At 71.7% G+C, this 13,483-nt stretch carries 15 protein-coding genes; 6 read left to right on the top strand and 9 right to left on the bottom strand.

What is annotated here, in order from left to right:
- Window positions 1-23 precede the first annotated feature (23 nt).
- Together ACFVN5_RS15370 and ACFVN5_RS15365 are read left to right on the top strand one after the other, a co-directional pair.
- Entirely contained in the window at window positions 24-1,103 is a 1,080-nt protein-coding gene (locus ACFVN5_RS15370; RefSeq protein ID WP_376956110.1) for a Dyp-type peroxidase, read from the top strand.
- Window positions 1,100-1,909, top strand: coding sequence for a family 1 encapsulin nanocompartment shell protein (locus ACFVN5_RS15365; RefSeq protein WP_376956109.1), 810 nt, complete (start codon window positions 1,100-1,102; stop codon window positions 1,907-1,909). The genes ACFVN5_RS15370 and ACFVN5_RS15365 overlap by 4 nt, the downstream gene beginning before the upstream one ends.
- A 3-nt stretch (window positions 1,910-1,912) precedes the next feature.
- Here the strand turns inward: ACFVN5_RS15365 and ACFVN5_RS15360 are convergent, their stop codons facing one another.
- Window positions 1,913-2,845, bottom strand: coding sequence for an aldo/keto reductase family oxidoreductase (locus tag ACFVN5_RS15360; protein WP_376956108.1), 933 nt, complete (start codon window positions 2,843-2,845; stop codon window positions 1,913-1,915).
- A gap of 80 nt (window positions 2,846-2,925) precedes the next feature.
- Window positions 2,926-3,801 carry an aldo/keto reductase gene (locus ACFVN5_RS15355; RefSeq protein WP_376956107.1) on the bottom strand — a complete coding sequence of 292 codons (876 nt, stop codon included), beginning with the start codon at window positions 3,799-3,801 and terminating at the stop codon, window positions 2,926-2,928.
- A 100-nt stretch (window positions 3,802-3,901) separates the two neighbouring features.
- Between ACFVN5_RS15355 and ACFVN5_RS15350 the strand changes: the two genes are divergently transcribed.
- Together ACFVN5_RS15350 and ACFVN5_RS15345 are read left to right on the top strand one after the other, a co-directional pair.
- Window positions 3,902-4,789 carry a LysR family transcriptional regulator gene (locus ACFVN5_RS15350; RefSeq protein ID WP_376956106.1) on the top strand — a complete coding sequence of 296 codons (888 nt, stop codon included), beginning with the start codon at window positions 3,902-3,904 and terminating at the stop codon, window positions 4,787-4,789.
- Between the two features lie 46 nt (window positions 4,790-4,835).
- Entirely contained in the window at window positions 4,836-5,123 is a 288-nt protein-coding gene (locus tag ACFVN5_RS15345) for a DUF1905 domain-containing protein (RefSeq protein ID WP_376956105.1), read from the top strand.
- 26 nt (window positions 5,124-5,149) lie between these two features.
- On the opposite strand, the gene ACFVN5_RS15340 is transcribed toward ACFVN5_RS15345, so the two are convergent.
- The 3 genes from ACFVN5_RS15340 to ACFVN5_RS15330 form a co-directional block, all read right to left on the bottom strand.
- Complete coding sequence (locus ACFVN5_RS15340) at window positions 5,150-5,944, bottom strand: DUF4239 domain-containing protein (protein ID WP_376956104.1); 795 nt, start codon at window positions 5,942-5,944, stop codon at window positions 5,150-5,152.
- 138 nt (window positions 5,945-6,082) lie between these two features.
- Window positions 6,083-7,123 (bottom strand): cupin domain-containing protein, encoded by a 1,041-nt coding sequence (locus ACFVN5_RS15335; protein WP_376956103.1) that lies wholly within the window; start codon window positions 7,121-7,123, stop codon window positions 6,083-6,085.
- Between the two features lie 119 nt (window positions 7,124-7,242).
- Complete coding sequence (locus tag ACFVN5_RS15330) at window positions 7,243-8,430, bottom strand: MFS transporter (protein WP_376956102.1); 1,188 nt, start codon at window positions 8,428-8,430, stop codon at window positions 7,243-7,245.
- Window positions 8,431-8,518: 88 nt separating this feature from the next.
- Here ACFVN5_RS15330 and ACFVN5_RS15325 point away from each other — a divergent pair, with 88 nt between their 5' ends.
- Both ACFVN5_RS15325 and ACFVN5_RS15320 read left to right on the top strand, forming a co-directional pair.
- The gene (locus ACFVN5_RS15325) at window positions 8,519-8,974 is read left to right on the top strand and encodes a winged helix-turn-helix transcriptional regulator (RefSeq protein WP_376956101.1); all 456 of its coding nucleotides are present in this window, start codon (window positions 8,519-8,521) and stop codon (window positions 8,972-8,974) included.
- Window positions 8,975-9,021: 47 nt separating this feature from the next.
- Window positions 9,022-9,945 (top strand): hypothetical protein, encoded by a 924-nt coding sequence (locus ACFVN5_RS15320; protein WP_376956100.1) that lies wholly within the window; start codon window positions 9,022-9,024, stop codon window positions 9,943-9,945.
- Window positions 9,946-9,988: 43 nt separating this feature from the next.
- On the opposite strand, the gene ACFVN5_RS15315 is transcribed toward ACFVN5_RS15320, so the two are convergent.
- Genes ACFVN5_RS15315 through speB form a run of 4 tightly spaced genes read right to left on the bottom strand, consistent with a single transcriptional unit; the run spans window position 9,989 to window position 13,457 of the window.
- On the bottom strand, window positions 9,989-10,624 hold the full coding sequence (locus tag ACFVN5_RS15315) for a cyclase family protein (protein ID WP_376956099.1): 636 nt from the start codon (window positions 10,622-10,624) through the stop codon (window positions 9,989-9,991).
- An 8-nt stretch (window positions 10,625-10,632) separates the two neighbouring features.
- Window positions 10,633-12,036 carry a purine-cytosine permease family protein gene (locus ACFVN5_RS15310; RefSeq protein WP_376956098.1) on the bottom strand — a complete coding sequence of 468 codons (1,404 nt, stop codon included), beginning with the start codon at window positions 12,034-12,036 and terminating at the stop codon, window positions 10,633-10,635.
- A gap of 46 nt (window positions 12,037-12,082) precedes the next feature.
- Window positions 12,083-12,481: a YybH family protein gene (locus ACFVN5_RS15305; RefSeq protein WP_376956097.1), complete on the bottom strand. Its 399-nt coding sequence runs from the start codon at window positions 12,479-12,481 to the stop codon at window positions 12,083-12,085.
- Window positions 12,468-13,457, bottom strand: coding sequence for an agmatinase (gene speB, locus ACFVN5_RS15300; RefSeq protein ID WP_376956096.1), 990 nt, complete (start codon window positions 13,455-13,457; stop codon window positions 12,468-12,470). The genes ACFVN5_RS15305 and speB overlap by 14 nt, the downstream gene beginning before the upstream one ends.
- Between the last annotated feature and the right edge of the window lie 26 nt (window positions 13,458-13,483).

The raw sequence follows: 13,483 nt of genomic DNA, 5'->3' as shown, positions 1-13,483 counted from the left end.
TGGGCACCCTGGGAGGTGCGGGGATGCAGGGTGGCGAGCGGGTTCCGATCGATGCGCAGCAGGTCGACGCGCCGCTGTCGCGCTTCGCGGTCTTCCTCGTCATGACCGTCGGCGCCGACGACGCGGCCCTCGCGACGGTGCGCGACGTCGTGTCGGGCATCGACGACCTCGTGAAGACGGTCGGGTTCCGCGACCTCAACGGGCACCTCTCGTGTGTCGTCGGCCTCGGTCGCGACCTGTGGGACCGCCTCTCCCCCGGCGCGCGCCCCAGCGAGCTGCACGCCTTCCCGCCGATCGCGGGCGCCGTGCACGCGGCCCCGTCGACGCCGGGCGACCTCCTGTTCCACATCCGTGCCGAGCGGCAGGACCTGGCTTTCGAGTTCGAGCGCCTGCTGCTCGACCAGCTCGGCGTCGCGGCATCCGTCGCCGACGAGACGCACGGATTCCGGTACTTCGACGCCCGCGACCTGCTCGGCTTCGTCGACGGCACGGCGAACCCGATCGGCGCCGAGATGGCCGAGATGACGCACATCGGCGACGAGGATCCCGACTTCGCCGGGGGCAGCTACGTCGTCGTGCAGAAGTACCTGCACGACCTCGACGCGTGGGCCCGGCTCTCCACCGCCGAGCAGGAGGCGGTGATCGGTCGCACGAAGCTCGACAACGTCGAGCTCGACGACGCGCCCGGCCCGCAGTTCGCGCACAAGACGCTCACGACGATCGTGGGCGACGACGGCGAGGAGCTGCAGATCCTCCGCGACAACATGCCGTTCGGCCGGCCCGGCCAGGGCGAGTTCGGCACGTACTTCATCGGCTACTCGCGCCGGCTGTGGGTCATCCAGCTCATGATCCACCGCATGTTCATCGGGCAGCCGGCGGGGTTCCACGACAAGATCCTCGACGTCTCGCGGGCCGTCACCGGCACGACGTTCTTCGCGCCGTCGAACCCCGTGCTGCGCGGGCTCGCCGACGCATCCGATGCAGCGGATGCCGCGAACCCGCCGGCGTTCCCGTCGGAGGCCGCACCCGACTCGGCCGGCCCGAGCGCCTCGCTCGGGATCGGCTCCCTGCGCCCGCACGCCCCGAAGGAGACCACCTCATGACCGACCACCTGCTGCGCCGCCTCGCGCCCATCTCGTCGGAGGGCTGGGAGCTGCTCGACGCCGAGGCGAAGGACCGACTCACGGTCGCACTCGGCGCCCGGCGCCTCGTCGACTTCGCCGGCCCGCACGGGTGGGAGCACTCCGCGACGAACCTCGGACGCGTCGGCCCGGTGGTGTCGGCCCCGGCCGAGCAGGTCATCGCCCGCACGCGCCGGGTGCTCCCGCTCACCGAGGTGCGCGCCGACTTCTCGCTGCAGCGCGAGGAGCTCGTGAACGCCTCGCGCGGCGCCGTCGACGTCGACCTCGGCGCGCTCGACGAGGCGGCGCACCGCATCGCGAGCGTCGAGAACGCCGCGGTCTTCAACGGGTGGGACGCCGTGGGCATCGCCGGCATCGTGCCGTCGTCGCCGCACGACCCGATCCGGCACGACGGCGGCACCTCGGGCTACGACGACCTTGTCGCCTCGGCAGTCGCGACGCTCAAGCACTCCGGGATCGGCGGCCCGTACGCGCTCGCGCTCGGTCCGGCCGACTGGACCGCCGTGGTCGAGGCCAGCGACGCGGGCGGGTATCCGCTCGTGCGCCGCCTCGAGGACCTGCTCGGCGGCCCGATCGAGTGGGTGCCCGGGCTCGACGGCGGCGTCGTGCTGAGCATGCGCGGCGGCGACTACCTGCTCGAGGTCGGCGAGGACCTCTCGATCGGCTACGCCGCCCACGACGCCGAGACGGTCGACCTCTACCTCGAGGAGAGCCTCAGCTTCCGCGTGGCGACGCCCGAGGCGGCGGTGTCGATCCGGCTCGCCTGAGACTCAGGGCACGCGGTAGCCGCCCGCGCGGAACAGCTCGTACCACTCGGCGCGCGTCAGCGGCACGTCCGATCCCTGCGCCGCCGCGGCGACCCGCTCGGGCGTCGTCGTGCCGAGCACGACCTGCATGCCGGCGGGGTGGCGGGTGATCCACGCGGTCGCGATCGCGATGGTGGGCACGTCGTACTTCGCGGCGAGCCGGTCGATGACCGCGTTGAGCTCGGGGTAGTCGGGCGAGCCGAGGAACACGCCGGTGAAGAACCCGGCCTGGAACGGCGACCACGCCTGGATCGTGATGTCGTTGAGGCGGCAGTAGTCGACGATGCCGCCGCCGTCGAGCGTGAGCGCCTGGTCGGTGCCCTGCATGTTGGCGGCCACGCCCTGCGCGATGATCGGCGCGTGCGTGATCGACAGCTGCAGCTGGTTGGCCACGAGCGGCTGCGCCACCGACTTCTTCAGCAGGTCGATCTGCGCCGGGGTGTGGTTCGAGACGCCGAACGCGCGCACCTTGCCGGATGCCTCGAGCTCGTCGAAGGCACGCGCGACCTCGTCGGGCTCGACGAGCGCGTCGGGCCGGTGCAGCAGCAGGATGTCGAGGTAGTCGGTCTGCAGTGCGCGCAGCGATCCGTCGACCGCCTCGATGAGGTGCTCGTACGAGAAGTCGAAGTACGGGCCGTCCTTCACGATGCCGGCCTTCGACTGGATCGTGACCTGCTCGCGCTCCGACGGCGTGAGCTGCATCGCCTCCGCGAAGCGGCGCTCGCAGCCGTGCAGCTCGTCGCCGTAGATGTCGGCGTGGTCGAAGAAGTCGATGCCCGCGTCGCGGGCGGTGCCGACGAGCTCGCGCACGGCATCGTCGCTCATCTTCGAGATGCGCATCAGGCCGAGCACGACGTTGGGGGCGGCGAGGTCGGCGCCGAGGGTGATGGTCTTCATGGTGCTCCTGGTTCGAGGTGGGCGGATGCCGCGACGACGCGGCCGCGGCATCCGCCCTCGGTGAGTGATGCGGGGCGGCGCTAGGCCGCGAGCTCCTCGACGTCCGAGAGCGACGCGAGCTCGTCGGCCGTGAGCTCGAGCTCGACGGCGCGCACGGAGTCGCGGATGCTCTCGGGACGCGAGGCGCCCGGGATCGGGATGACGACGGGCGCGAGCGCGAGCTCCCACGCCAGCGCGACCCGCTGCGGGCTGACGCCGTGGGCGTCGGCGACGCGCTGGAACGCGCCGTGGCGCTGGCCGACCGCGCCGGCGCGGGCGATGCCGCCGAGCGGCGACCACGGGAGGAACGCGATCCCGAGGGCGGCGCAGTGCTCGAGCTCGCCGAGGCTCGACCGGAACGCCGGCGAGAACTGGTTCTGCACCGACACGAGCCGGCCGCCGAGGATCTCGTTCGCCAGGTCGATCTGGGCGACGTTCGCGTTCGAGATGCCGGCGAGCTCGATGACGCCCTCGTCGAGCAGGTCGCGGATCGCGCCCACCGAGTCGGCGTACGGCACGCGCGTGTCGGGCCGGTGGAACTGGTAGAGGCCGATCGCCTCGACCCCGAGCCGGCGGGCCGACGCCTTCACGGCCTCCTTCAGGTACTCGGGTCGGCCGTCCTGGGTCCACGAGCCGTCGCCGGGCCGCAGGTGGCCGCCCTTCGTGGCGACGAGCACGTCGGACGTGTCGCCGCCCCAGGCGCGGAGCGCACGGGCGATGAGCTCCTCGTTGTGGCCGACCTCGTCGGCGTGGAGGTGGTAGGCGTCGGCGGTGTCGATGAGGGTCACGCCGGCCTCGAGGGCGGCGTGGACGGTCGCGATCGACCGGGCCTCGTCGGGCCGACCCTCGATCGACATCGGCATGCCGCCGAGTCCGATGGCGCTGACCGTGCGAGGGCCGATGGTTCGCTGCTGCATGGAGCATCCTTTCGTTGCGAGGTTGCCTGTTCACGATAGGAACGCTCAAACTAGAAGTCCAACAACTAGTTCTCATGCCATTCAGAAGAAGGGTCGATGAATGGATCTGCGGCAGATGGAGTACCTCGTCGCCCTCGCCGACGAGCAGCAGTTCACGCGCGCCGCGGCGGTGTGCCACGTGTCGCAGTCGGGCCTCTCGGCGGCGATCCGCGGGCTCGAGGAGGAGCTCGGCACGACGCTCTTCGACCGCACGACGCGTCGCGTGGTGCCGACCGACGCGGGCCTGGCGCTGCTCCCGCACGCCCGCACGATGCTCGCCCAGGCGGCCGCGGCCCGCGACGCCGTGGTGCGGGCCACCCACGAGCTCTCCGGGAGCCTGCGCGTCGGCGCGGAGCAGTGCCTCGGCATGGTCGACGTGAACGCGCTGCTCGAGCGCGTGCACCTGCTCTACCCGCTCGTCGAGCTCCAGTTCACGCAGGCGGGCTCGCACGAGCTGGCGGCGCGCGTGAACGAGGGCACGCTCGACGTGGCGTTCGTGGCGGGCGGCGGACAGGTCACGCGCCTCCGCCGGCACGAGCTCGGACGACGTCCCATCGTGCTGCTCGTGCCGCCGCAGCATCCGCTCGCCGGCGCGGAGCGCGTCGAGTGGGCCGACCTGCGCGATCTCGACTTCGTCGACTTCCAGGAGTCGTGGGCGGTGCGCACGCTCAACGACGAGGCATGCGCGACGCACGGCGTGCCCCGCCGGGTGAGCGCCGCGGTGAACGACGTGCACACGCTGCTCGACCTCGTGCACCGCGGGCTCGGCATCGCGCTCGTGCCCCAGCACGTCGCCGCGAAGCCGCAGGCGTCGGGACTCGTCACGCTGCAGCTCCCGCCGGACGCGACGCCCGAGTGGGTCGTCTCCGCCATCACGGGCGCGCCGGCCGCGGCATCCGCGCCGCTGCTGCTCGACCTGCTCGACGCGGAGCTCGCGCTCAGCGCCTGACCGACCTCAGCCGACGAGCGCGAGCACGACCGCTACGTTGGGGGGCGTGGAACTCGTGTTCAGCGGCACGCTGTGGTTCTGGCGCGGGCCGGCGCCGTGGCACTTCGTGACGGTTCCCGACGAGGAGGCGGCCGCGATCGAGGCGATCTCCCCGGCCGTGACCTACGGCTGGGGCATGATCCCGGTGACGGTGCGCGTCGGCGGCAGCGAGTGGACCACGTCGCTCTGGCCGAAGGACGGCGGCTACATCGTGCCGCTGAAGGCGTGGGTGCGCGACGCCGAGGGGCTCGAGGTCGGCGACACGGTCGACCTGCGACTCACGGTCGCGGCCTGATGCCGGGCGGACTTCTCCCTCGCGCGTCAGTTGTCGGCCTCGACCACCTGCTCGAGCACGCGCTCGAACGCGTCGGGCCCCACCGAGATGGAACCCGCGTACGGTCGGTCCATGTCGGCCGTCGCGAAGATGACGAGGCCGATGAACAACGAGAGCAGGCCCACCATGAGCACGTGCAGGCGCGGGTTGCGAACGTCGATGAACGCGAGCAGCACGACATTGACCGCAGCACCCACCCAGATCACGAGCCAGAGGAGGATCGGCAGCTCGAGGGCTGTGGTGTCGATGCGCGCGCGACGCGCCTCGATGAACAGGTCCCACGTGGCGAGCACCTGCTGGAACGCAGCCTGTTCGTTGCCCGGATCGGCCTTGATCTGGCTCAGCAGGTCCTCGAACTCGTCGACCTGCGCGTCGCTCGCCGAGGGGAGCACGCCCCGCCGCTGATCGGGCCAGTCCTCCTCGATGACCGCGTGCATGTACTTGTCGAGCTCGGTGCGCAGCGGGATCTCGTCCGCCGCGTCGAGGAGGGTCGTCGCACGGTACAGCGCGCCGACGCGTCCGGCCTCCTCGACCGCCGTGTCGCGTGCGTATGCGAAGTTCTCGTACACCGAGACCGCGACGAGGGCGAGCAGGATGCCGAAGAAGATCCCGAACGTGCCGATGACGTGGGCGAGCGCGCGGTCCCACTCCTTGCCGTCGGTCACGAGCTTGTGCACGAGCGGCCGGAGCGCCAGCACGACCAGGCACGAGATGACCACGAACCCGCCGATGAACACCGGCAGGGTGATCCAGATGGGCGACTCGTAGAACCACTGCGCCACGTCGCTCCCCCTGCCCCGACGGCGGATGGGAGCCAGATCCCGTCCGACGAGGTTCAGCCTAGGGATGCCACGGGGCACTGCGCCAGACCCGATTGCCGCGCACGAGGCATCCGTAACCGGCCGGAAACCCTGCGCGCCTCAGCCGACGGGGTCGACGGGGTTCGGCCGGGCGACGATGAGCGGGTCGACCGGCGTCAACGGGAACTGCGGGAGGTCGCGCTCGGGCACCTCGAACGCGGCGGAGAGCACCTCCCGCGAGAACGCCGATGCGGTCGCTCGGTAGCCGACGTCACCCGGCGTCGACTGGTCGAAGAAGATGAGGAAGTCGAGCGACCCGCTGCCGACGTTCTCGATGTGGTGCGGGTAGGCGCGCGGCACGAAGTACACGTCGCCGGGCTCCAGCAGGTAGGTGTCGAGCGAGCCGTCGGGGTCGAGGATCGTCATGCGCGCGTTGCCCGCCGCGACGAAGCCCATCTCGGCCGTGACGGGGTGCCAGTGCGGCTCGCGCATGCCGGTGTCGGCGATGCGCAGGCGGTACATGGAGATGTCCTCGAGCGCGGCCCAGAACTGCTTGCGCGCGAGGTTCGCGCTGCCGTACGGGTACGAGAGCGGCGCCACCTGGCCGACCATGTCGAACAGCCGCGCGTTCGGCAGCCCCGCCGTCGACGGGATGTCGGCCGCCCCCGTGCGTCGCGAGATCTGCGACGAGCCAGCGCGATCGAACGCCGCGAACGCCGACGCGGGCAGGTCGTACGTGTTGCCGAGCACCGCGTCGGTCATCGCGCTGAAGCTGTCCTGCAACGAGAAGTGCCGCGGATGGCCCGTGCGCAGCGCCGCGATCACGACCGCGGTCTCGTCGCCCACGTTCTCGATGTGGTAGATCGCGCCCGACTCGACGTGGTACATCTGCCCGGCCTCGACCACGAACGAGGAGAAGCTGTCGGCGTTGCCGAGCGTCGACACGAGCACGCGGCCCGACACCACGATCGCGAGCTGGTTCGCGTTCACGTTCCATTGCGGCTCGCGGATCGCGCCCGGCTCGAGCACGATCCGCTTGATCGAGAGCCGGCGGAGGATGCCGAAGTCGTCGGCGGTGAGCTGCTGGATCGTGCCGCCGTCGGATGCGAAGACGGGCTTCGATCCGGTCAGCGTGGTGACGTGGCGAGACTGCTGGGACATGTCGGGCCCTCCCCCGTGCGTCGGACGACGTGTCCCGAGCCTAGGGCGCGGGCGTCACGACGCGCGAGGGCCGAGCGACCACGTCGGGCCGACCGGAGCGGCGGCCGGGCGGCAGCCGGCTACGCCGTGACCGTGACGCGACGCCGCGGCAGGTTCGCGACGACGAGCGCCGCGACGCCGAGCAGGAGGATGAGCGGCGCGCCCAGGTCGAGCGCGGCCTGCAGGCCCGACGCCGTCGCGATCGCGCCAAGGCCGAGCGCGGCGAGCGCCTGCAGGAGGTAGCCGACCACGTAGGCCGCCGAGATGACCGCGGCCCGCTCGTGCGCGGGCGCGCTCGTGGTGACGAGGCCGAGGCCGCCCGAGAACATGAGGGCGTAGCCGGCGCCGGCGACGACCGACGACGCGAGGAACGCCGGCAGGGAGTGCGCGAGACCCGAGACGATCAAGAGCCCGAGCCCCGCGATCGCGAACAGCGGCCCGAGCGTGACCGCGAGCCGCGGACGGAGTCGGCGCGTGAGCACCGCGACGATGCCGATGACGACCGCCGAGAGCGCGATGATCGCGCCGTCGACGAACACGTTGTCGCTGCGCACGAGGTCGCGTGCGATCTGCGCGCCGAGCGCCAGGAAGATGGCGCCCATCGCATACGCGGCCGAGATGCCGAGCGTGCCGGCGACGAAGGACGGTCGTTCCTCGCGCGGCATCCGCGGCAGCCGCGGACGCCACGGGCCGGCGGCCTCGTCGCGGGTGTGGCGCGGCAGCCCCGCGGCGAAGACGGCGACGATCGCCGTCACGGCGGTGAGCACCCAGAAGCTGAGGTGCAGCGGCCAGGGCGCGTACTGCACGAGGGCGCCGCCCACGACGGTGGCGAGCGCGAGCCCGGTGGCCGTGGCGGCCGTCGTCGCGGAGCTCGCGCGCCGCGCGCCGTCGCGTCCGCCGAACTCGACCATCGCGGCCGTCGCCGGGCTCAGCGAGAGGCCGACGCCGACCCCCATGAGGGCCCGGCCGATGAACACCCAGGTGAGGTCGGGGGCGAGCCCGAAGGCGATCGAGCCGAGGCCGAGCGCACCGAGCCCGAGCAGGATGACCGCACGGCGGCCGATCACGTCGGACAGGTTGCCGAACACGATGAGGACCGGCACGAGCACGACGGGGTAGATCGCGAAGATCGCCGTGGTGACGGACGGCTCGACCTGCCATTGGGCCGCGAAGAGCGGGTACACGATGGTCGGCGCGCCGCTCGCCCAGAGGGCCAGGCCGGCCACGGATGCCGCGGTCCAGAAGCTTCCACGAGTGCTGAGGGTCATCCTGCGCCTTCCGCATGTTCCTGAGTTGGAATCACCAAGTTAGCATGCTGAGTCGGATTTTCCAACCCAGTGTGCGAGAATGGTTGGCATGGCTTCCTTCGACCCCGACGAGCGCTGCTCGATCGCCCGAAGCCTCGAGGTCATCGGGCAGAAGTGGTCGCTGCTCATCGTGCGCGAGGCGTTCCGCGGCCGCACGCGGTTCGCCGACATCCGCACGCGGCTCGGCGTCGCGCCCGACGTGCTCACCGACCGCCTCGCGCGACTGGTCGACGCCGGCATCCTCGAGCGGCGCCCCTACCGCGAGGCCGGCGAGCGCGAGCGCGAGGAGTACGTGCTCACCGACGCGGGCCGCGCGCTGAAGCCCGTGCTGGCGTCGATCATCGAATGGGGCGACGAGTTCCGCCCGAGCGGGCACGGCCCGGCCTCGGTCTACACGGCCGGCGGTCGTCCCGTGCGACTGGCGTTCCTCGACGAGGACGGCGTGGAACACGCGCCCGACGAGGTCGTCTCCATCCCCGGACCCGGAGCCCGCCGCCCCGACTGAGCGGTCAACCCCTGTCGGGTGTCGGCGGCATCCGGAACCATGGTCGGATGGATGTCACCGAGTGGCTGCTCGAATCCGATCCCGCCATCCGCTGGCAGGTCATGCGCGACCTGCTCGACGCACCGTCCGACGCGGTCGCCGGCGAGCGGTCCCGCGTCGCGACCGAGGGCGTCGGCGCACGGCTCCTCGCCCTGCAGGCCGACGACGGCTACTGGGGCGGAGACGAGTACGGCGAAGACGGCGATCGGCGCGGCACGCACTGGATCCTGCAGGACCTGCGCCGGCTCGGCGCCGATCCCGCCGCGCCGCAGGTCCGGGCCGCGATCGAACGGGTGCGCGACGGCGTGACGTGGCGCTGGTGGGAGCATCGCCCGTACTTCCAGGGCGAGGTCGAGGAGTGCGTGAACGGCGGCGTGCTCGCCCATGGTGCGTACTTCGGCGTGCTCGGCGAGGGCAGCGACCGCATCATCGGCATGCTGCTCGAGCAGCAGCTCGAAGACGGCGGGTGGAACTGCGATCCGCCCGAGGAGTCGACGCGGTCGTCGTTCGACTCGACGCTGTGCGTCATCGAAGGGTTCCTCGCGTACGAGCGAGCCGTTCCAGATGCACCCGCCGAGATCACCGAGTCGCGGCGGCGCGGCGAGGAGTACCTGCTCGAGCGCGGCCTGTTCCGCCGCCGATCGACCGGCGAGCTCGTGCTCGAGCGGTACCTCGACTTCGCGTTCCCGCCGTACTGGCACTACGACGTGCTCCGCGCGCTCGACTACTTGCGCGAGACCGGCGACCCGCCCGACGCCCGCGTCGACGACGCGATCGGGCTGGTGCTCGACCAGCGGCGCGACGACGAACGGTGGCCCGCCGCCAAGCCGCGTCGCGGCGAGGTGTTCTTCCCGCTCGACGAGCCCGAGGGCGAGCCGAGCCGCTGGAACACGCTCCGCGCCCTGCGCGTGCTGCGCTGGGCGGGGCGGTAGGCGCGACCGATAGCCGGGCCCGGGCCCCGCCGCGCCGACGCGCTCAGTCGACGAACGCCACCGCCCGCACGGGCGCGCCGTCGGCGTCGATCGGCATCGGGAACAACCCGATCCGCACGCGCTCGGGCAGGCCGTCGAGCCCGGTCAGGTTCTCGACGATGAGCGCATCGCCGCCGAGCACCACGTCGTGCACGGGGAATCCGTCGCCGCCCGTGGGGTCGGGGCTCAACGTGTCGACCGCGAGCACGCGCATGCCGCGCCGCAGCAGTTCGGCGGCGGCTTCGGGGTCGAGCGCCGGATGCTCGAGCGCGGCATCCGTGCCGAACCGCGACGCCCACCCGGTGTCGACGACGACGATCGGCGGGACCCGCTCGGGCAGCCCACCGGCGAACGCCGAGGCGAGCTCGGCGAGGCCGTAGCGCTGTCGAGGCGCGAGGTCGTCGAGGTGCACGACGAGCGACTCCCCCACGAGCTCGTCGAGGCCGATGCGCCCGGTCGTGCGCCCGCCGGGCACGGTGTGCGACGGGGCATCCAGGTGCGTGCCGGTGTGCGAGCCGAGGCGCAGCTGCGCGACGTCGACGCCGTCGCGCGCCACCTCGAGGGCGGAACCGATCTCGACGCCGGGGTCGCCCGGGTACACCTGCATCCCGGTCGCGATGCGATGGCTCAGCTCTCGCATGCCCACGCTCAGCCCACCTCGGCGCGTTCGCCGGCCGCGGCCGCCGCGTCGGCCTCGCTGAGGTGCACGCTGGGCTCGCGCGGATGCCGCGACCGCTCGCGCAGCATCGCGAGGAGGTAGAGCACGAAGCTCAGCACGAACGCGGGGATGGTCGCGCCGATGGGCGACGGCCACACGTAGGTGAGCAGGTACGACGTGAGCGCGCCGATGACCCAGACCGCCACTGCGATCCAGTTGACGCCGGCCGCGTACCAGTAGCGTCCGCCCCGTGGGCGCAGGATGTCGGCGGTGTACGACGACCGCTTCACGAGGTAGTAGTCGACGATCATGATCGCGAACACCGGCACGAACAGCGAGCTGATGAGCACGAGGAAGTTCGTGAACTGCGTGAGCAGCGCGAGCCAGGTCGCGCCGAGGATCGAGATCGCCCCGAGCACGAGCGCGGTGGGCAGGAACTTCAGCCGCCCACCGACGCGCGCGTGCACGACCGACGTGACCATGCCGTAGACGACCATGGTGTTCGTCGCCATGACCGACAGGAAGATCACGATCGCGAGCGGCGCCCCGAACTCGGCCACGATCGTGGCCGGGTCGAACGGCACCGCGTCGCCGCCGGCGAGGATCACGTAGGCGAACGCCGTGAGGCCGAGCGTCATCGAGATGACCGTCGAGAGCGTGTAGCCGATTCCCGAGCCGAGAATGCCGGCGCGGCTGCTCTTCGCGAGCCGGTTGAAGTCCGCCGACAGGACCGTCCACGAGATCGCGGTGGCGATGACGATGTCGAGCACGATCACCGGCGAGTACCCGATCGCCGGGTCGACCGGGATCGCCTGGAACTCGGCCGGCGTGAACGTAGTGAACGCAACGATGAAGATCCACGCGATGATCACGAGCATCAGCACGGCGAGCCAGGGCTCGACGCGGGCGATGCCCTCGTGGCCGAAGATCGCGAGGATGACGACGAGCGTCTGCGCCAGCACCGAGAACAGGATCGGGCTCGAGAAGCCGGTCAGGCTGTGCACGAGGTAGTCGACCGTGACGCCGGCGAGCATCGCCTGCACCCAGCTCCATCCCATCAGGATCACGACGTTCGCGACGACGGCCAGGTAGCTGCCGCGGGTGCCGAACGACCCGCGCGTGAGCGCCATCGTGGGGAGTCCCGTGCGCGTGCCGATGTTGCCGACCGCGGCGAGCACGACCGCCCCCGCGAGCGTGCCGAGCACGATCATGGTGAACGCCGTGCCGAAGTCGACCCCGGGCACGAAGAGCGTGCCCGTGAGCAGGGTCGTCACCACGAGGTTCGCGGCGAGCCAGATCATGCCGATCCGGAGCAGCGACAGCGTGCCGCGCACGGGCCCGGCGTTGTCGGCCTGCTGCTCGAGGCGGCGGTCGAGGCGTGAGTAGAGCGACATTGCTCCTCCTGGGTGGGGGTGTGGCGGTCGGATGCCGCGGGCGGGGTCAGCCGGGGAACGGGGAGAGGTGCTCGTGCACGGCGACGAGGCGGTCGCCGTCGGCGCGGAAGACGATGGTCTCCCGCTCGCGGTAGGTGTCGGGACCGTCGCCGGTCTCGACGGACGTGTCGACGTCGTGCGCGAACACCGCGCCGCCGGGGAACGTCTGCACGTGCCGGTTCGACGAGGTGCACGACGTGACGGACCAGCCGCCGTCGACCCACTCGGCCCAGAGGCGCTCGTAGGCCGCGCGGTCGTCGAGTCGCGCGGGCTCCGTGTGGAACACGAACGTGGCCTCGGGCGCGAAGGTCGCGAAGTATCGGTCGCCATCGGTGGCGGCGAAGGCGTCGACGATCGCGTCGGCAGCCGCGAGCACCTCCTGCCGGTCGGGTTCACGAGCGGTCATCGGACTCCTCCTTCGTCTCGCGGGGCGCCATCGCGCTGATGAGCTCGTAGGCGACATGGGATGCCGCGACGCCGGTCAGCTGGGCATGGTCGTACGCCGGCGCGACCTCGACGACGTCGGCGCCGACGATGCGCCGATCGGACAGCGCGCGGATGATGCGCAGGAGCTCCCGGCTCGTGAGTCCCCCGGCCTCGGGCGTTCCGGTGCCGGGCGCGTGCGCGGGATCGAGCACGTCGATGTCGATCGAGATGTAGAGCGGCGCGTCGCCGATGCGCGCGCGGATCCGCTCGATCGCGGCGGCGACGCCGTGCTCCTCGAGGTCCTCGCTCGTCACGATCGCGAAGCCGAGGCGGGCGTCGTCGGTGAGGTCGTCGACGCCGTACAGCGGACCGCGGGTGCCGACGTGCATGCTCGCCTCGAGGTCGATGAGCCCCTCCTCCGACGCGCGGCGGAACGGCGTGCCGTGCGTGATGGGCGCACCGAAGTAGGTGTCCCAGGTGTCGAGGTGGGCGTCGAAGTGCAGCACGGCGACGGGCCCGTGGCGGTCGGCGACCGCCCGGAGCAGGGGCAGTGCGATGGTGTGGTCGCCGCCGATCGCGACGAGCCGGTCGGCCCATTCTGCGAGTGCCCGGGCGCCGGCCTCGATCTGCTCGACGGCCTCCTCGATGCGGAACGGGTTCACGGCGATGTCGCCGGCATCGACGACCTGCTGCACCGCGAACGGCGAGATCCGCTGCGCCGGGTTGAACGGCCGCAGCAGCCGAGATGCCTCGCGGACGTGCGAGGGGCCGAACCTCGCCCCTGGGCGGTAGCTCACGCCGCTGTCGAACGGCACGCCCACGACGGCGATGTCGGCGTGGTCGACCTCGTCGAGTCGGGGCAGCCGGGCGAAAGTCGCGATGCCCGCGAATCGCGGCACGACGCTCGCGTCGACGGGGCCGATCGGCTCGTCGGCGGGGCGGTGCTCAGGTTGCATATTAGAAAACCTTCGATAATCAGTGG

This window comes from Agromyces sp. NPDC057865 (assembly GCF_042796995.1).
In the GTDB taxonomy this organism is placed as follows: Bacteria; Actinomycetota; Actinomycetes; order Actinomycetales; family Microbacteriaceae; genus Agromyces.
The sequence above is the reverse complement of the archived record's forward strand: the minus strand, read 5'-3'. Positions and strand labels throughout refer to the sequence as shown.